At 36.7% G+C, this 18,924-nt stretch carries 14 protein-coding genes, 1 tRNA gene and 1 pseudogene; 6 read left to right on the top strand and 10 right to left on the bottom strand.

The genetic code is table 11. The annotated features are described in order from the left end of the window. Positions 1-59 precede the first annotated feature (59 nt). Together ME3_RS01295 and ME3_RS01290 are read right to left on the bottom strand one after the other, a co-directional pair. Entirely contained in the window at positions 60-1,592 is a 1,533-nt protein-coding gene (locus ME3_RS01295) for a heme biosynthesis protein HemY (protein WP_007476389.1), read from the bottom strand. 12 nt (positions 1,593-1,604) lie between these two features. Then, positions 1,605-2,792 (bottom strand): COG4223 family protein, encoded by a 1,188-nt coding sequence (locus ME3_RS01290; protein WP_007476388.1) that lies wholly within the window; start codon positions 2,790-2,792, stop codon positions 1,605-1,607. Positions 2,793-3,441: 649 nt separating this feature from the next. Here ME3_RS01290 and tsaD point away from each other — a divergent pair. Both tsaD and ME3_RS01280 read left to right on the top strand, forming a co-directional pair. Beyond that, on the top strand, positions 3,442-4,536 hold the full coding sequence (gene tsaD, locus ME3_RS01285) for a tRNA (adenosine(37)-N6)-threonylcarbamoyltransferase complex transferase subunit TsaD (RefSeq protein ID WP_007476386.1): 1,095 nt from the start codon (positions 3,442-3,444) through the stop codon (positions 4,534-4,536). Between the two features lie 95 nt (positions 4,537-4,631). After that, positions 4,632-5,066 (top strand): EVE domain-containing protein, encoded by a 435-nt coding sequence (locus ME3_RS01280; RefSeq protein WP_007476384.1) that lies wholly within the window; start codon positions 4,632-4,634, stop codon positions 5,064-5,066. Here the strand turns inward: ME3_RS01280 and ME3_RS01275 are convergent. Next, the gene (locus ME3_RS01275; protein ID WP_007476382.1) at positions 5,058-5,621 is read right to left on the bottom strand and encodes a L,D-transpeptidase family protein; all 564 of its coding nucleotides are present in this window, start codon (positions 5,619-5,621) and stop codon (positions 5,058-5,060) included. The genes ME3_RS01280 and ME3_RS01275 overlap by 9 nt on opposite strands. Before the next feature lie 66 nt (positions 5,622-5,687). Here ME3_RS01275 and ME3_RS01270 point away from each other — a divergent pair, with 66 nt between their 5' ends. After that, complete coding sequence (locus ME3_RS01270; RefSeq protein WP_007476380.1) at positions 5,688-6,371, top strand: response regulator transcription factor; 684 nt, start codon at positions 5,688-5,690, stop codon at positions 6,369-6,371. Positions 6,372-6,413: 42 nt separating this feature from the next. Here the strand turns inward: ME3_RS01270 and ME3_RS01265 are convergent, their stop codons facing one another. The 5 genes and pseudogenes from ME3_RS01265 to argH all read right to left on the bottom strand — a co-directional run bounded on the left by ME3_RS01265 (position 6,414) and on the right by argH (position 12,879). Then, complete coding sequence (locus tag ME3_RS01265; RefSeq protein WP_007476378.1) at positions 6,414-7,175, bottom strand: class I SAM-dependent methyltransferase; 762 nt, start codon at positions 7,173-7,175, stop codon at positions 6,414-6,416. A 267-nt stretch (positions 7,176-7,442) separates the two neighbouring features. Next, positions 7,443-9,872 (bottom strand): TIGR02302 family protein, encoded by a 2,430-nt coding sequence (locus ME3_RS01260; protein WP_007476376.1) that lies wholly within the window; start codon positions 9,870-9,872, stop codon positions 7,443-7,445. Between the two features lie 114 nt (positions 9,873-9,986). After that, complete coding sequence (lysA, locus tag ME3_RS01255) at positions 9,987-11,261, bottom strand: diaminopimelate decarboxylase (RefSeq protein ID WP_007476374.1); 1,275 nt, start codon at positions 11,259-11,261, stop codon at positions 9,987-9,989. 8 nt (positions 11,262-11,269) lie between these two features. Continuing rightward, entirely contained in the window at positions 11,270-11,449 is a 180-nt protein-coding gene (lptM, locus tag ME3_RS01250) for an LPS translocon maturation chaperone LptM (RefSeq protein ID WP_007476373.1), read from the bottom strand. 62 nt (positions 11,450-11,511) lie between these two features. Next, a pseudogene (argH, locus tag ME3_RS01245) lies at positions 11,512-12,879 on the bottom strand (argininosuccinate lyase). 34 nt (positions 12,880-12,913) lie between these two features. On the opposite strand from argH, the gene ME3_RS01240 reads away from it, so the two are divergent. Further along, positions 12,914-13,603, top strand: coding sequence for a TlpA disulfide reductase family protein (locus ME3_RS01240; RefSeq protein ID WP_007476366.1), 690 nt, complete (start codon positions 12,914-12,916; stop codon positions 13,601-13,603). 534 nt (positions 13,604-14,137) lie between these two features. Here the strand turns inward: ME3_RS01240 and ME3_RS01235 are convergent. Beyond that, on the bottom strand, positions 14,138-14,980 hold the full coding sequence (locus ME3_RS01235; protein ID WP_007476365.1) for a YihY/virulence factor BrkB family protein: 843 nt from the start codon (positions 14,978-14,980) through the stop codon (positions 14,138-14,140). 533 nt (positions 14,981-15,513) lie between these two features. Beyond that, a complete protein-coding gene (gene holA, locus ME3_RS01230; RefSeq protein WP_007476364.1) occupies positions 15,514-16,557 on the bottom strand; it encodes a DNA polymerase III subunit delta in 1,044 nt (347 codons plus the stop codon). A gap of 845 nt (positions 16,558-17,402) precedes the next feature. Here holA and ME3_RS01225 point away from each other — a divergent pair. Both ME3_RS01225 and ME3_RS01220 read left to right on the top strand, forming a co-directional pair. Continuing rightward, a tRNA-Gly gene (locus tag ME3_RS01225) sits at positions 17,403-17,477 on the top strand. A gap of 546 nt (positions 17,478-18,023) precedes the next feature. After that, complete coding sequence (locus ME3_RS01220; protein ID WP_007476361.1) at positions 18,024-18,830, top strand: lysophospholipid acyltransferase family protein; 807 nt, start codon at positions 18,024-18,026, stop codon at positions 18,828-18,830. Positions 18,831-18,924: the final 94 nt, after the last annotated feature.

Here is an 18,924-nt window from a genome sequence, read left to right as displayed (position 1 = left end):
CGCTTCTAAAGCATAAGAAAATGATTTCTGTCAACAAAGTTTACTCTAAATTCTTCTCTTTAAAATAATTGAAATTTCTTTTTTGATGTAGAAACCTCTTTTTTCGTTGTTTTAATGTTTGAGTCATCAACATCTAAATAGACCTGATTGAGTGTTTTTTCATCTTGCTTATTTGTGTAAACCTCAAAGGGGCTATCATTTTCTTTAGGTGGACATTTGCTTAAGAGATTATCCTTAAAAGCTATTTCAGCAACATTTTGTTTGTCTTCTTTTTTCAGTACAATGTCATCAGCTTCTAATGTTAAAGGAAACCGACGAGGAGGTGCTTTCCATTCAAAACAGCCCAATCGCCCACTTATTGGAGAAACCGCTGACCAAGAAGAAAAGAGAGTATTATCACAAATCCATGTAGGATCACGTTCTGCATTGCGTGCCAGAGAGAGCCACTTATGCACTAACCCCTGATCATTTCCTTGCACTTCTTCAATATTTGCTAATAATAAATACACACTTTCACGGGGATGATAATTTAGTGCTTTTTTTGCTTGTTCTCTTGCTAATGTTAACTCACCTGCATCTAAAGCAGCTTTAGCAATAAGAAAGGCTGATTCAAAAGTATTTTTATTATAAGAAGCCAGTTTTTTAGCTTTTTTCAAATGTCCAACAGCCCTCTCTTCTCTCCCAAGATAAAGTGCTCCAAAATCAGGATGAGGATCCTTCTTCCAAGCTTCAATGATTATTTTATCAGCCTTGCGGGTTTCATTTAATTTATAAAGAATACCGGCCGTTATAACCGTTATCGGCCCAAAATCAGGTACCAACTTATGTGCTTTTAAAATGGCGCTACGTGCTTTTACAGGATGGATTTTAAAAACATGAAGCGCCTTTCCACTCAATAACAGAGCATGTGTATGATTGTGCTCTGCAGTCAAACGGGCAGAGCGTGGTAAAGCTTTTTGCACTTTTTCAAAAACATCCAGTGCTTCATCCCATTGCCCCTCAGCGCTCAATCGATCAAGCACAGCCTGATGAGCCCACACAAGTGATGGTGATAAAGTAAACGCCTCTTGTGCATAGTGTTGTGCTGCTTCATAAGTTTTTGTATTCATAGCCTCACAAAACAAACCATAAAGCCCAGCAAGTTTTGTTGATTTTTTTTGTCTCATCTCCTCATAGAGGTGAATGGCACGAACAGAATCTTTTTGCAAAACTAGAGTTTGAGCTTGTAAAAGTTTTATCAACGGTTCACAATTTTCTTCAAGATATTTTAACGCCCGTGTCTCCATTTTTTGTGCTGTTAGATGGTCACCAATAAAGGCTGCAAGAAGGCCTTGTGAAAGGGCTTCACGACCGCGTCTTTGACGGCGTGTATAAAAATAATTGTAGAAAGCCCCAGGTGCAAAACAAACAACATACAAAAGTCCCCATAAAATCCCCAAAAATACAATAAATATACTGAAAAAAGCTAACAATGAAATAGATAATCGCGTGTGCATAAATGTTATGGTCACAACACTATTATGACTAATAACCCACCCAAAAGCTGCACCAAGAACACAAACAACAAAAATATAAATAAAAACACGTATCATTCTTAGCTCCATTTACATTTTTATAGCCTTAGAAGATCCTTGTTGCACAAAAATCAGTAATTGCTGAAAAACACGTTGAACAGTTAAATGCCGTTTTAACTGCTGCATAAAATCTACTGAAATATCCTGAGCACTTTGGGGTAATGTTTGCCACTCTGCTAAAGCCTTTTCGTAATCTCCAACTTGAATGGCCATTTCCATCCGCGCTACAATCGCACCTACCGTCACACCTTCCACATTTCCAACTGGCCGTAAAACAAATAAACTTTTTATCCAGCCCCAAATGTGTGCAAAAAAACCAGCATCTGGTACAACCATATTTTGTTGCCCAACAATCGTATCTGCAATACTAGAAAAATCAGCTGCAAGCTTAACAGGGCTTGGAAGACCTGTATTTGCCGTTTCTTGCAAAAGATCAAGCCCTGAAACTGAAGGTGAAAAACGTTGTATTATTTCCAATTCATTGGCATAAGGTTTACCCCGATCGACGGCATTTTTTAAGGCATTAATCGCCATTAAAAATGCAGGGTTTATTCCCCCTTTTACATCACTTTTAGCAGCAATTTCTTCTCGTAGAGTGTCTATTTGTTGCTTTAACGCAGCAAAATCATTTGTATTGCCCTGCCCAGCTAATAAAGCTTCATGGATACCGTGTGAGATTGCAACTAAACTTTGTACATTCTCTTCAAGAGCATTAACCTTTTTCTCTAAAGCCGCAAAAATTTCCTTACTTTCTTCTTGCGATACCTCACCTCTTTGAAGAGACTTATCATCTTGTGATGAAAAAATAGAAAAAGCCGTCTTTAATGCATCAAGTTCTTGGATAATATGATGTAATTGTCCCGTTGTTTCTTCAGCTTGGCTTTTTGCAATTTCAGCAATCTGTAAAGCTTGTTCTCCCCTAATATGCTCGCTTCTCAAAAAAGGAGAAAGAAAACCCGCCCATTGCATTCCTATCCAAAAACTTAAGGTGATAAAACTGCCAACAATTACTAAAATCAACGAATGAAACCAAGCAATACCAGATGCTTCTCTCTCTTTTGCTTTTTGTTTGCTTTGTGTTTCTTTTGTTATTGATTCTGCTGAGTTTTGTGTTTCTTGCTCTAAATCACAATCTATCACATCACATTCAATTACAGATGTTTTACGGTTAGTACCGGTATAATGTGGTTTTGCTTTGGGTTTTGAAAATTTTGCCATAAATGTCTCTTTTCTCCCGCTCATTTTTATTATAAAATAACAAAATGAAAGAAACTTTAAAAAAGCTAAGCATTGATTGAATATTTTGCTTTTTAAGTATTTTTACTCAATTCCTCTTAACTCACAAGCCAGATATTTTAATAGCCTATCCTCTCTCAAGTACACTTAATATTAAAATCTTAGAAGCACATCAAAACTGACGTTAAAAAAAATCCTTAAAAATTGTTGATTATAAACAGTAAATGCAACGACCCTAATAATGCAGTAACTCATTGTCAAAAAATAAAAAAACATATCAATTTTGGGATAAACACACCAAGTGTGCTAAAAAACCTAATTGTAAAAAACTTTCTAGGTCTAACGCTGCCAACCCCTCACACCTGCATGTCATATGGCTTGACTACAAAAATTTCCAAGAACTGGTCACCAAACATGACTTAATACATTTTAAAATGCATCCTATACTAAACATTTTACTTTTTTGTTGAATTTTCAAATGGAACCATAATCCATCATTGACTACACCCATAGACCATATCCAGATGCATTGTCTCTCATATACCTTATATTTTAAGAGAACTCTTTGCATCCCTCTTAATCCGTGATACCCACTGCATGAAAAAATCTTTCAATATAAGGTTATCCTGCAATGCGTCTATTGGGAATAGAAACAAGCTGTGATGAAACTGCTGCTGCTATTATTGAGCACAACAGTAATGGAAAAAGTCGTATTCTTTCCAATATCGTTTGGAGCCAAATTGAACATCACGCACCTTATGGTGGCGTTGTTCCCGAAATTGCTGCTCGTGCTCATGTTGAAATTCTTGATAGCTTGATTCTTAAAGCGCTTACACAAGCTAACATAAAGTTGAAAGATATTGATGCTATCGCAGCCACAAGTGGCCCTGGTCTGATTGGGGGGCTTTTAGTGGGACTTATGACTGCAAAAGCATTAGCTCTTGCCACCAGAAAACCTTTTATTGCTGTCAATCATCTAGAAGGGCACGCTTTAACAGCACTCATGACTCACGATATAAATTTTCCCTATTTATTGCTCCTAGTCTCAGGTGGTCATACACAAATCATTCTTGTCCACGGGATAGGAAATTACCAACGCTTAGGAACAACCATTGACGATGCTTTGGGAGAAGCCTTTGATAAAACTGCAAATCTTTTAGGTCTTCCTTACCCTGGTGGTCCAGCTCTTGAAAAAGCCGCTTTATTAGGAGATAAAAATCGCATCTCTCTCCCACGACCTTTAAAGGGTGAAAAACGGTTAGATTTTTCTTTTTCCGGCCTAAAAACTGCTGTTCGCAAAGCCGCAACAACAATGGCTCCTTTAACACAGCGCGATATTGCTGATATCGCTGCAAGTTTTCAAGCAGCAGTCATTGATACATTGCAAGATCGTATTAGTTTAGCTTTGCAATATTTTACCCACCACTATCCCCTTTCTCATCAGAAAGAATGTCGCCCCCCTGCCTTGGTTGTTGCAGGTGGAGTATCAGCCAATCAAGCTATTCGTTTAAGTTTGCAAGAACTGGCTTGCCAACATGGTTTTGAATTTATTGCTCCCCCTCCTTCTTTGTGCACAGACAACGCTGCAATGATTGCTTTTGCCGGTGCAAAACGCATAGAACAGGGGCAAACAAGCTCCCTTGACATTGCCCCTCGCTCACGCTGGCCGTTGGATGAAAAAGCACCTCCCTTAATCGGTACAGGACGGCGAGGAGTAAAAGTATGAGAACATAAAATCCCTATGGCTAAAATTCTTCCAACACTTATTTTTTATAAAATTAGACGCAAAAACCAAACACAGTGCATATAAAAGGAGACTAAATGGCTTATTGGCTTTTTAAATCTGAACCTCAAAAATGGTCATGGGCCATGCAAAAACAAAAAGGCGCACACGGCGAACAATGGGATGGTGTACGCAACTATCAAGCACGCAATAATATGCGTGCCATGAAATATGGTGATAAAGGATTTTTTTATCATTCCAACAAAGGGTTAGAAATAGTAGGCATTGTAGAAGTATGTGCACAAGCACATCCTGATTCGACAACTTCTGATCCACGCTGGGAATGTGTAGATATTCGTGCTCTTTGTGATATGCCAAATCCTGTTTCGTTAAAACAAATTAAAGCTAATCCAAAATTGAAAAACATGGCACTGGTTAAAACCATACGCTTATCAGTACAACCTGTCACAGAAGATGAGTGGAAAGAAGTTTGCTCTATGGGTGGGCTTAAACCAGAAATGCTTTTAACCTAAAACAACAATTCTTGTCCGCCAATTAATATAGGGCAAAAGACGTTCCATATCACGGCGGGAAAGTGCAATACATCCTTCTGTTGGGGCATAATTGTCCCGTGCTAAATGCATAAAAATAGCGCTTCCTCTTTCCATTTTGCGCTGTGTGCTATTCCAATCTAGAATAAGGCCAATCGCGTAAAGACCATCTTCACGGTGCATTTTTTCAGCACTTTTAGGGTAAGGAAGGCGTACCAAACGATTATAATTAGCATCACCACTAGCATCACACCAACCATCTTGTGCACGAATACGATGAAAAGGCAAAACTGAACGTGGAAAAGGACGATAAAAATTATCGCGAAATCCTCCTAAACACCGCATATTTGCTAAAGGCGTAGCACCGTCACCTTCGCGCTTATAAGGGGAAATACCGCCTCGCCCTAAAGCACAAAAAAAACGATGCTGACCAGCACAAAGAATACCCCGTGTATGGACACCTGCTTGTCGACGGATGACCATAAAAGCAACAAAAGTTTGTTTTTTATAGCATTTCTTTTTTAATTCTACTTGCATAAGATTTTATTTTCATGAAACTACTTTCCACAAAGTATAGCGCACATAGGCTTATAAGGAAAAAAAATGAACAGCTACACCCTTTTAATTGTTGAGGAAGAGGATGACCTGCGCTCTATTCTGCTAGAACAATTGCAAATCCATGAAGAATTTGAAGTGTTCCAAGCAAAAACAGCCAAAGAAGGAATCGCAATAGCTCATAAAGAAAAAGTCGATCTTGCTATTTTTGATATTAAACTGCCTGATCTAGATGGTCGTGAAGCTGTTAAAAAACTACGTGATCAAAAATTTCGTGCTCCTATTATTATGATAACTGACCATGACACAGATTGTGATACTTTTTTAAACCTTGAAGCAGGTGCCAATGATTATGTAACAAAACCCTTTCGTTTTGCGGTATTGTTAGCGCGTATTCGAACTCAATTACATCAATACGAACACCATGAAGATGCGATTTTTCGTATTGGTTCTTACACTTTTAAACCTGGGCAAAAACTTCTAATTGATTGCCATGGTAATAAAATCCGCCTTACCGAAAAAGAAGCGGCAATTCTTAAATATCTTTATAATACGCGTAACAAAGTTGTAAACCGTGAAACATTGCTGGAACATATTTGGGGCTATAATAAAAACATTGTCACCCACACATTAGAAACCCATATTTATCGTTTACGCAAAAAAATTGAAAAAGACCCCTCTAATGCTCAGATCCTCGTTACAGATCACAACGGCTATCGCCTTAATCTTTAAATTTTATGAGCAATGATTACCTTTAAAATAATTCTAACATCATCAATTTTTCTCTGAAACAAAATCAGATCCAGACAAGACATATCTCTCGCGAGCCTGTGGTGATAATGTAGGAATGAATACACGTCGTGATTGACGGCGTTGTATACTTATGCCTTGATAAATACGTTTGTGCGCCTGACACATTAAAAGCCCACCAAAATAAGGAAAAAGGTGGCGTACAAATGGTCTATAGAAAAACGAAAACAACTGTGCTGTATAATTTAAGGAAGGTGTATAATATACAATTTCTTGCACAGGTCCGGATATAAAATTTGTTTCCTCAAATAACCGAACAATTTGTTGGCGACTATAAGGTTCACCATAACCAAAAGGTGTACGATCATTGCGTGCCCAAAAACCGCTGCGATTGGGAACAATAACAATCAAATGGCCATTAGGTGCTAAAACACGCCATATTTCTTTAAGAGTTTCGCGTGAATTTTCTGTATATTCAAGTGCATGTACCAATAAAACACAATCAATCGAAGCATCAGGAAGAGGTAAATCTTCTTCAAAAACAAGTGCTGTAGCAACCCTATCAGCACAAGGCCAAGGTAAAGCACCCTGACTAGCAGGCATAAAAGCAAAACAGTGTTGGGCACGCGTACACAACACAGAAAGGTAAGGAACTGCATAACCAAAACCCATTACTCGCTTATCAGCAAGATTTGGCCAATAGAAATTCAATTGGTCACAAATCGTCGTTTGCACCCGAAGACCAAGTGCAGAAGCATAAAAATCTTTGAGTGTAACTATATCCAATTTACATTACCATGTAGAAACAAATATCAAACGTTGCAGCCCTTTATAATCAACTTATATGGGTTTGCACCCCTTCCCCTCAAGAGCAAAAACTTTCACCTTCCACTTTTAACCAAAATAATTCAAAACAAAGTAACATAAGTAAGGGACACCACGGTATTATCACTTCATCAAAAGCATGGTTACTTTGCTGTGTTCTTTATTTTGAATGCATCTTACTTTATAAAAATTTTTAATGCGCTTTTTCTAATATTGATTTAAATTTGACTAACGAAAGTGAAGTAATCTTTCAAGATAGCTTTTTTCTGCCTCAGGAATACGACCATTATTAAGGCGTTTGCGAATTTCTTCCAAAATCTGTCGTGCACGCATTTGATCATTTTGCTGTGCTCCCCCCATACCTTCTTGACCTTGACCTGTCTGTGAAGAAAGTGGACGTCCTAATGGATCTTGAGGGCCATGGATATCATTGTGACTATCCCCTTCTTTTTTCAATATCTCACGCATTTCTTGTAGAACACTTTGCGCGCCTTGTCGCAAGGATTCTAAAGCCTCTGACTGATTTTGCATTGACGTTTCATAGTCCCCATTATCAAGAGCGGTCTTTGCTAAGTTTATTTTCTTTTCTGCCTCTTTCAATGCATCATTTTGTTTAAGACCTTGTGCTGAGAGTCCTTTTTCTAACTCTGATAACTCAGACTGCAATTCAATTAGACGATCTTCCAAAGCTTTGCTTTGCTTTTCCTCATTGCTTGTGACATCTTTTTCATTATAACGTTGTTTCTTTTCTAAATTGTGCGTATCATTAAGAATTTCCTGCTGTCGACGCATCAAATCACCAAGTTGATCTAGCTTTTTTTTCATTTGTGTTTCTTGATGATTGTTTTCCTTTTTAGTTTGATTACTTTTTCGATTCTGCAAATGATCAAGTGTCTGCTCAATTTCAGCTAAAAGCTGTTCAGCTGCAGAAGAAGAACCCAACTTAGCCATTTCTTCAATCGAATCTAACTTTTGGGATAATGAATCTTCAGAAAGTGTAGCTCTACGCTCATTGCTACTTTTTAATTCTTTTTCAGGCAAAGCACTAATATAATCATTCACAGCTTGGCGTAAATTTGCCATTAGTCGCTCAATTTCCTCACTTGAAGTGCCATGGCGCAATGCATCACGCAAAGCAGCTTGTGCTTGTTTTAATCTTTGCTGAGCAGACTCAAACTGATCTCCTTCAATACCTAAAGCAATTTGCCATAAATAATGAGCCACATCACGCAATTGATCATCTGTTTTTGCAGCAGAAAGTCTTATCCATGCACTCTGCAATGCCAGAAAATGTGTCACATTTTGAAGGCCATCTTCCGGGCGCACAAGCAAAGCAGAAAGCATATCAAGTACACGTTCTCGTGCATGTGCATCAAGTGCTAACAAACGACGCTGCTCATCTACTGCACGAGCAATAGGGTTGGCAAAAATACGCTGTGGTAACATCATAATAAAAGTTTTGCTACGCCCCTGCTGACCAGCCCCATCTTCTGCTACCAAAGTGATTTTAACCTCGCTACCAGCCCATGGATGACCAGATATATCTTGGACTGTTCGCATTTTACCTTTTCCACCACGCGCTAAAAGAAGCTTTATCTCAGGTGCTTTATAAAGAGGAGAAGCATTTTTATTCTGATTAAGAAGAGGTTCTATTGCAACAAAAGCCTTTGTTACACCATAATCATCATCCATTTCGTAGCGTAACTCTAATGAACCAGTCAAAATCCGCTCTGGTTTTGCAAGCCAATGAATTGTCGGCCCTTTATCCTTAATCATGTGCAAATGCCATTGTTGTTGCCTATAACGCAATGACACAGACAAACGCATTGAACGATCTAAACGTGTTTCAAAACGAGTCATTGGATCATTTAAAGCCGTTTGCTCACTTTTTTCAGTAAGTAAAATTTTGTGTCCACCGTCTTCAGACACAGCATTAACCTTAACACCAGCACCATCAACAACACGCACAACGACATCACTACCTTCAGGAACAGTAAGCTTTGTTGTCTCACCTTGTGTTAAATAAATAGGTGCAATACCTGTGTAAGCAGGTGGTGTTACCCAAGCATCAATACGTATTGATGATTCATCAACTACAGGGCGTAGATCAAACGCATCTGATAAACGCCCCCCAGATGAGCCAAAAGAAAAACTAAAAGCACATACACACAACAAAATAAATAGTGCCCTAAGAGCTATAGGGTCATAGGCAGCACTATTGGGGTAAGCAAACCCGATTTGAACATGATGCAACTGTTCTGCCATGCGACGTTGATGTTCACGCCAAATAACCACACTAGAACCATCATCATCTTCAACACACAAACGATCTTTTTGAACACTTAAAGGCTGGTTTTTAAACCCATTTGTCTGTTCAATATAACAATCAACATCCCTTGCAGTTGGAAAGCGAAAGCCAAATAGTAGAAACAAACTTCCCAAAATAGCAAAAAGTACAAGCCAAAGAAAAAATAAATGCCACCAATAACTTAAGAGATTAAAAACACCAAACCAACTAAGTGAACATAAAAGACTTAACGCTAAAAAAAATGGTAACAGTCGCGGCCATATCCGCTCAAAAAATAAGAAACACCAAGCGAGAAGGTGCGCAAATAAAAGCTTTATTTTCAGAAAACCTTTGATGTTTTCATTTTTCATAGACAATCATTTGTCCTTTTTAAAATAAGTTTAAGAATCATAAAACTTATACAAAATAATTTGTACCATATAAATCGTTCCATAAAAGTTTATTGGAAACAATGTCAAAGACATTTAAAAATTCTCAACCCAATCTGGAATATGATCAAAGCCAATCAATTGCGCATAATCAAGACGTGGGTGAACAACAGCATAACGCGTATCTTGAACTAAAACTTCCGGTGCCAAAAGTCGGCTATTATAGGTATTTGCCATCACCGCACCATAAGCACCCGCTCCAGTAATTGCCAAAAGATCACCCGCCTCTAACACTGGCAGACAACGATCCAATGCCAAATAATCACCAGCTTCACAAACAGGGCCAACAATATCTGCATTGATCATCACACCATTTAATGGTTTTTTTTTCACTGGCATCACACCATGCCAAGCATCATAAAGTGTTGGACGCATAAAATCATTCATTGCTGCATCAACAATAACAAAATTGCGCCCCTTTCCTCTTTTGAAATACACAACGGATGTTACTAACACCCCAGCATTGCCTACAATACTGCGCCCAGGCTCTAAAATTACAGTAATCCCTAAAGGTGCAATATGTTTCTTTACCAGTGCCGCATAATCAAAAGGAGAAGGCACTAAACACGACTCACGACCATAAGAAACCCCAAGCCCACCTCCAATATCTACATGGGTTATGGCATAACCATCATTGCGTAAGTGGCGCACAAAATCTGCAGCAATTATAAATGCCTCTTCAAATGGTTTTAAATCACAAATCTGGCTGCCAATATGCATAGCCACGCCACACACTTGAAGACCAGGCAATTGGGCTGCTTTTTTATATGCATCATATGCCAATACCAATGGAATACCAAATTTATTTTCAGACTTACCAGTTGTAATTTTCTGATGGGTCTTTGCATCTACATCTGGAGTAAGACGCAACGAAATGCGTGCATTTTTTGAAAGTGCAACAGCCCGTGCTGATAATTGTTCAAGTTCCTGCTCTGATTCGACATTAAAACAGCAAATATCATGTGCAAGAGCAAAATCTATCTCTCTAACCGTTTTACCAACCCCAGCATAAACAATACAATGCGCAGGAATACCAACAGCTAAAGCACGTCGTAATTCACCTTCTGACACCACATCAGCTCCCGCCCCATTGCGTGCTAAAAGCCGTAAAATAGCCTGATTGGAATTTGCTTTGACCGCATAAGCAATAAGGCTAGGTATATCATGAAATGCATTTTGATAGTCTTGAAAATGAGTAACAAGTGCACTGGCTGAATAACAATAAAAAGGTGTTCCAACCTTATCTGCAAGTGCAGAAAGTGAAAGACCCTCAGCATAGAGCATGTCTTGATGATAAGGGAAAAAACGCATAAAAACCTCTATTGTATCAATCGATCGAGAATAAAAGGTTTATCCGTTTTTCTTTCAGAAACAAAAGCTCCTTGCGAAGACTCCACCGTTGTTGAAGAAGGTAATTCTAATGCCCCTTTACGCCCGCACCCAACTATAACAACATTAGAAAAAAGGACAATTATTAAATTTTTTAAAATGGTTCTCATACGCCCTTTTCTTCTTATATCGATATTTTGCTGCATCTTTTGTATTTACAATTAAAATCTATTCATGCACTCACAAGATGCCTTTTCCAATAAGCAATTTGGTGAAGTACTTCTAAAGGTGCTGTTCTATCAAAACTTTTACGACTTTCAACTGATTTTTCAACTGTTAAAACATCAAAAACAGCTGCACTTATATCAGGATAGATCGTTTGAAGTTCAGCCAATGATAAATCATTAAGACGACATTTCTTTTTTTTTCGCCAATACTACAATGCGCCCAGTAATATGATAAGCCCCACGAAAGAAAAGCCTCAATTTGCGTACAAGCTAATCAGCTAAATCTGTTGCTATTGCATAACCAGAATCTGTTGCTTGTTTCATGACTTTTTTATTCACCTCCAGATCACCAATAATCCTCGTCATTGCTGCCAGCCGATAATTCCAAACTCAAAGCCCCACCAAACATATAAGTTTTATCCTCCTGCATACCCTTTAAATAAGCAAGAAGTAAGCCTTTCATCACTGTTGAAATCCAATAAACGCACCACTCAACCGTCCCGATTTGGCCCTTATAATTTCAGCAGCATTAAGATTTCTCTTTTGTGGTATAATAGATAAACCTGCTGAAAAAGCACCGGATAAATGAATAAACTAAAATTGTGCACCCGACCACAGAATAATCTCTCCTACTAAACGTGAAAGATGCATTGCACAAAGCGCACCAGCGCTTAAAAATTCCAACGCAAAATCATGATCTAAAAACTATCTATTAATTGCGCATCGGCTCATGAAACCCCAGTAGCTTGTGCTGTCATAAAGCAATCGATTGGAAAGCCCGTTCTCGCCAATGCATCAGCCCCTAGAGGAGACTCATTCATTCGCTCAAACGCATCACGCATACGTGATAAATCGCGACCAAACATCACTGGCTGAGCAGTTTGTAAATGTGTAAAACCTGGCATAAAAGTATCGACATACTGTTCTGTTTGAATGAGCAATTGTTCTATGAGCTCTTTTTATACTTGCGCTATTTTTTGCGTTTCGTCGCGCACCCATAAATGAAAATCAACTACAACCTGATCATTACGTGATACGCGCTGTGTGCAAACGGCATGCTACAGGACCAATCAATTGGCTCAAATCGCATTTCAATATTTATATGAATATCTTCAAGCTTTCATGAAAAAGTAAATGTACCTTCTTCAATTTCTTGGCAAATAAACTTTAAACCATGCACAATTTTTTCATAATCAGAGTGTGAAATAATTTTCGTTTGTGCTAGCATCGCCACATGAGAAAGTGAATCTTCAATATTTTGCCGATAAAGTTTTTGATCACAATCAATGGAAGCATTAATATCTTCTATAACCGAGCAGGGTCTTGTGCAAAATAGCCCACCCTATTTTATTGCTCAATTTATTATCTGTCATACCCCTTAAAAGCGCCCATTCAAAGGACAAAATTATGATTTCTCAAACTTTTATCAACTGGAAAAATAAAAAAACACAACACTTGCTTACATCTTTTATCATTGCCTTAAGTTTATACGCAACAATAAACCATAATCATAAAGTATCTTTTTTTCCTCACTTTATTTCAGTTGCAAAAGCACAAGAAACAAACGCCAACAAAATAAAAGCGGAAAAGATAACAGCGATCAAAAAAGAAGCCAAAGGCTCTTTTAAGCATCTCCGATTTGCCGATACATTTTATAATGTAAGCCAGTTTTCTTTTAAAGATATTCAGGGAAAAGAGCATAAATTCTCCGAATTTACTGGAAAACCACTGCTTATTAATCTATGGGCCATTTGGTGTGCACCTTGCCGTGTAGAAATGCCAGAACTTGCACAATTAAAACGCGATATGAAAGGAGAGAATTTTGATGTCATAGCCATTAACATCGATAAAGTTGCTTCTCCTGAAAAAATTCAACAATTTTTACGTGAAGTGCATGCTGATAATTTGATCTATTACCGCGACGAAAAAATGAACATTTTTACCAATATCCGCAAACAAGGACTAGCTTTAGGGCTACCCATTACACTCCTGGTTGATCAAGATGGTGACCTTATTGCTTCATTTAATGGTATAGCTCCATGGGCCAATAACGATGCCAAAGCACTCATAAAAGCTATCATTAAAGAAACAAAATAACGCTCTCAATGACTACAAATAACTACGCCTTACAAAACCGCTCAAAGATAGAAATGATCATTAACAATAAAAAAGGTAAAGTCCATTTGCAAATTGCCCTACCCTCACAAACCTCCTATTAAAACACCTATCACTAAAGTTTAGTCGATTGAGCTTGTTGAATAAAAATACGCACTACTAAGTATTAAGTATAAGGTAAGCTTCACTCTGCTATTCCCACCTGCATTATCCATTTCAATGGCTTTAACCTGTCTTCATAATACACGACACCTCACACCTTACAATTTACATTCCAAGTCTTGTACCGTCAAACTCCTTAGAAAAAGCCTTTGTTTAATAAGCGTTTCACTAAATAAATATTCTAAGAATTGAGAATAAACAAAAGCAACTTAACTTGCCATAATACATATTTGAAACTGATAATGACGCATAATATAATCAATTTTAGCTTTAGGCACAAAGTATCCTTATCAATCACTAAAAAGCGATAGTAGAATGTGCACCTTTATTCCTTATATTTAATAAAAAGTTCTTTCACGAATCTGAATGTTGTAAACGAGTGCGATAAAACATAATTGCTGCGTTTATTTCACCCCCCAAAATAAAAATCGCACTCAACATATAAAGAAAAATAATAGCAATCATAATAGATGCTAACCCAGCGTAAGTGGACACATAATTAAACATTGTTAAATAATGTGCAAAAGTAATCGATGCCGCAAACCACAAAAATAGTGTCACGATAATTCCTGGTAAAATATCTATCAATTTCCTGCGCTTTGCTGGCAACCATTTATGAACAATCAAAAGACTGATAAATAAAACAACCACCGCAATCGTGTAACGCCATAAACGAATAATACCAATATATTCAACAATAAAAGGAAAATGATTTTGTGTAATTTTTATCAGCAAAGGTGCTAAAACTAATAAAAAACTGATAACACTAATACCGATTGTTCCAATGATCACAAAAAACAAACTTTGAAAACGACAAAAAAACAAACTTCGCTGATCAACAACACGATAAGCCTTATTCAAAGCTGCACGTAAAGCTTCTACCCCATTTGAAGCAAAATAAGCTGCCCCAACAAAAGAAAGCGTTAACAAACCTCTTCGTTGTGTTACCAAAACATTGACGATTTCTTTAGAAAAAGGTTCTGCAATTGCATCTGGCAACAAGTGCATAAGCGCTTCAATTTTTTGTGGTGTATACGCAAAATTCCAAAAAAAACTGGCCAGAGATGCTCCAAAAATACAAAAAGGAAAAAATGCTAAAAGCCCTGAAAGTACGATATGACTTGCAAAAGCACTACCATTATCACGTGCATAATGACTTACTGCATTAATGAGAATACGACAACTATAGCACAACATATTTCTTATCAAATCTTCACACTCTTTGATGATTTTTCTCTTAAGTCTCTTTAAGCTTTATAAAAATGATCTAAACTTCATAAATGAAAGTTGTTCTCGTATAAAACAGATACCTTTTTAAGGATAACAATTATGATAGCCAAATTTAAAAAACTATACTAAAACCAACAATGATAAATCAACAAATTTCATTGATATCTCATCTTGTTAAGATCACTGCTTAACTCCCATATTATCATTAATAAAGGAGTACTTCTTCATATACCGTACCCCAAAATATTAAGTAACCTTGTACTTTATACTTAATACTTAAATCATGTTGAACAATGACCTTTTTGATCTTGATGCAAATTTGCTAATTACTCAAAACAAACAATGTTCGCTAGTATTACACGTAATACTACAATTTCATGATCAAAAGCTTTTATGCATTATCGTTTTTTGCCTTTTGACAAAAAATTACCATAAAGGAAAAACATATCTTATAAATTTATCAAGTCACAAAAACACATCAATGCCGATGGAGCTAATTTTTAAGAAGAGATGCGTTTTTGTGCACTAACTGCCAATCCTAATAAAACTTGATGAACAATAGCTGTACCTAAAAATGGATTTTTACGGCTATCTAAAATAGCGCATTGAATTTTTTCCATAGCATAAGCAATTTGTTCCAACCCCCAATATTTTAGAGCTTTTTCAACTGTTTTTTCTCTACGAAAAAAAATCGGTGGCCGTGCTTGAGATATGACTGCAAAAGGGGCTTTCCTTTCAACTTCCACTTGATAGCGCAACAATTGTAATTGTTGAAAATGCCTTTGCGCTGTACTCAAAACAAAGAAAAGTGTATTTTGCATAGTCGCATATCGACTAAAATGCATTTCAAAACCTGCCACATCTCCCAATAAAATAGCATCAATGACTTCATCTTGAGAAAGAGCGCTAGCCTCACTTACCACAGCCTTCACATCTTCAAGCGTAACCTGATCTTTCTTTAGAGCATAAAGACAAAGCTTTTCCAATTCACCACGCGAAACAAGACGGTCCGCCCCTAAATTTTCGTATAACCACTTGCGCGCTTCCAAAGAAAGAGTCATTTTAAAATTATTCAAAACCTCATCAATCACTCTATCAAGGGAACGGATATCATCCGTATAACAGGGTAAAGCCAGAGCTGTTGATGCCGTTTCAACAATATTGCGCAACCCCACACCCTTTCTTAGATCCCCTGCTTCAATTAAAATGAAACATGCTTTGGGTGGTTCTTTAATTAAAAGCTTAAGAGCAGTAAGAAAACCTTTTTGATTCGCACCATTGGATATCCATATCAAACGATCACCACCAAAAAGTGATAAAGTGTGTGCTTCATCTTGCAATCGTACAGGATCTTTATCAATCTCAGCTGCATTGAGACGAATCGTAGAAAAAGGATCCTTTATTGCCACTTGCGTTAGCTTAGCAAAACGCTGCACACGTTCACAAACAAGACCACGATCAGGACCATAAATTAAAATAATGGGAAAAGAACGCGAAAAATGCGTTAGAAAATGATCAACTTCATGTGCTTTTTTTACAGCCAAAATATTAATCCACTACCAAAATATCAAATCCATTATAGTGTATCATTAGTATATCATTTCAAAAACTTCATCGTGAAAATTTTAAAGCATGCCAATCATGCCAAAAAATCCTAACATGTAATTTACGTTCTTTTTAGTGTATGTCCAAGATCATTGTTCTACTACGCACTCTCTCCATACACTATCTATACACCGATCCCTCACATTCAAAACTTGATATATAGAATGCATCACTATAATTGTGATTAGTTTATTCTCTTTAATAATCTTTTCAGTTAAATATACTACAAAATCAAATACTTACTAGATCTTAATGCGGAGAATATATTTATTTAAATCCAAAACATCCACTTGCACTAAAACAGCGATCATAAATAAGATAAACCTTATGATACTGCTTATTTAATAAACTATCCACACGATTATGAAAAACTTTAGCAAACTCAAAATCTTATTGAGTAACTCTATTTGACAAAAACTGCCGCTTCTTATGATTTAAAATCGAATAAAATTTTCAATACTTCTCCCGAAGAGTCACAAGCATCAATTTTTTCAATCGTTAAAAAGACCACCCTAATCGGCTAATCAATCTTGAAAAACGCAAACAATGTTGCCAATCTTTTTAACTTATTGATGGACAAAAAGTGTTTTGCTGAAGTTTATAATCACTTACCCTCCCTTGAGAAGGGCATATTTGTTAAATATAAATCAATTATCTAGCACTATTTAAATCACCAGTTGAATAATACTTTTTTAACATTGAAAATAAATTTCACTGAAACGTTATTTTTTTGTTGCAATTCAAACAAGGCTAAGCCATACAAAAGGCGTTTGAGAATATGTGAGCGGGTGTAGCTCAGGGGTAGAGCACAACCTTGCCAAGGTTGGGGTCGTGGGTTCGAATCCCATCGCCCGCTCCAATAAAATATGTTTTACTTCCACTAAAATTCACTTTATAATGCAAAGCACTTCTTCAAGTGATTTTTTATTTTTTGTAAGAATTGTTTCTTGATTTAAGTATTTACAAAAATAATGAAGTAAATTTGATAATTAAGCAAACCACTCTGTAATAAGTTATGTTATCTAGGCATCTTAAGTCATATATTTACTTAAATTGATTATATCAAATTGAATTTAATTCGATCAGTTATAAAAGAGGCATCGTCTGCGTAAAAAACATAAGACTATCTTACGTATTTAATACAGTCATAACTAACTACCGTACTTAATATTTTAAGTTTTTATTTCTAATAAAAACTCTAAATTTCTTTGGATTCCAATCTGACAAAAAAGATCAAGATCAACTAATAGATAAAATTTGTTGAGCAAAATTTGCTTCTGACAACTTGTGATATTCTTATTCTCTTGTTTTATAGTTTTAAATACATAAAATAAGTATATTATAATGACGATATTTTCCGCACATAGAGTGGAACAACTAGAGTTTCAGAAAATATTAAATAAATATGGTACTTATCCTTCGTTCTCTTCTCTTTACGTTTGCTTTTTATACAACCACTTTTGTGCAAATGATTCTTTATGCCCCCTTTTATTTTTTAATGCCCCGTAAGAAAGCGTGGGTTATCCCTAAAACATGGGCACGTGTTACATTATTTTTACAAAAATACATTGCTGGAACACATTATGAAATTGAAGGTATAGAAAACCTACCAAAGGGTGCATATATTATTGCTATAAAACATCAATCTGCGTGGGAAACCTTTAGCCTTGTACCCTATTTTGATGATCCTGCCCTTATTTTAAAACGTGAACTAATGTGGATCCCTTTTTTTGGCTGGTATATGGCCAAAACACAAGTTATCCCAATTAACCGAGCAACCCCTATTCAAACCCTTAAAATCATCATACAAAAAGCAAAACAAAAAGCAAAACAAGGGCGCCAAATTTTGATCTTCCCCGAAGGAACACGCCGACAACCCGGTCAAGAGCCAAATTATAAACCAGGTATTACTGCCCTTTATAACGAATTAAAACTCCAAGTTGTACCCATTGCCCACAACGCTGGTTTATATTGGCCACGTGATAATTTTCGCCGTTATCCAGGAAAAATTCGTGTGCGTATTCTTCCTCCTATAGAAACTGGCTTAAATAAACGTGACTTTTTAGACCAACTAATCGAAAAAACAGAAAAAGCCTGTGATGAATTGCTCTTATTGGCCGCTCAAGACCCCACTCCCCCACCTATGCCACCCTTTGCTGTTAAAAGGCTTCAAGCGCTCGGTCATCATTGGAAAGGACCTATATGTAATTAAACGCTCCTTTCTTTATTTTATACATTCAAATCTATTGTATTTAAAGCTAAAACAGTTCTAAGTTACTTAAACTGGACAATAATTAGGCTTAAAT

The organism is Bartonella melophagi K-2C, assembly GCF_000278255.1.
Lineage (GTDB): Bacteria > Pseudomonadota > Alphaproteobacteria > Rhizobiales > Rhizobiaceae > Bartonella > Bartonella melophagi.
This window is presented reverse-complemented; position numbering and strand designations above follow the sequence as displayed.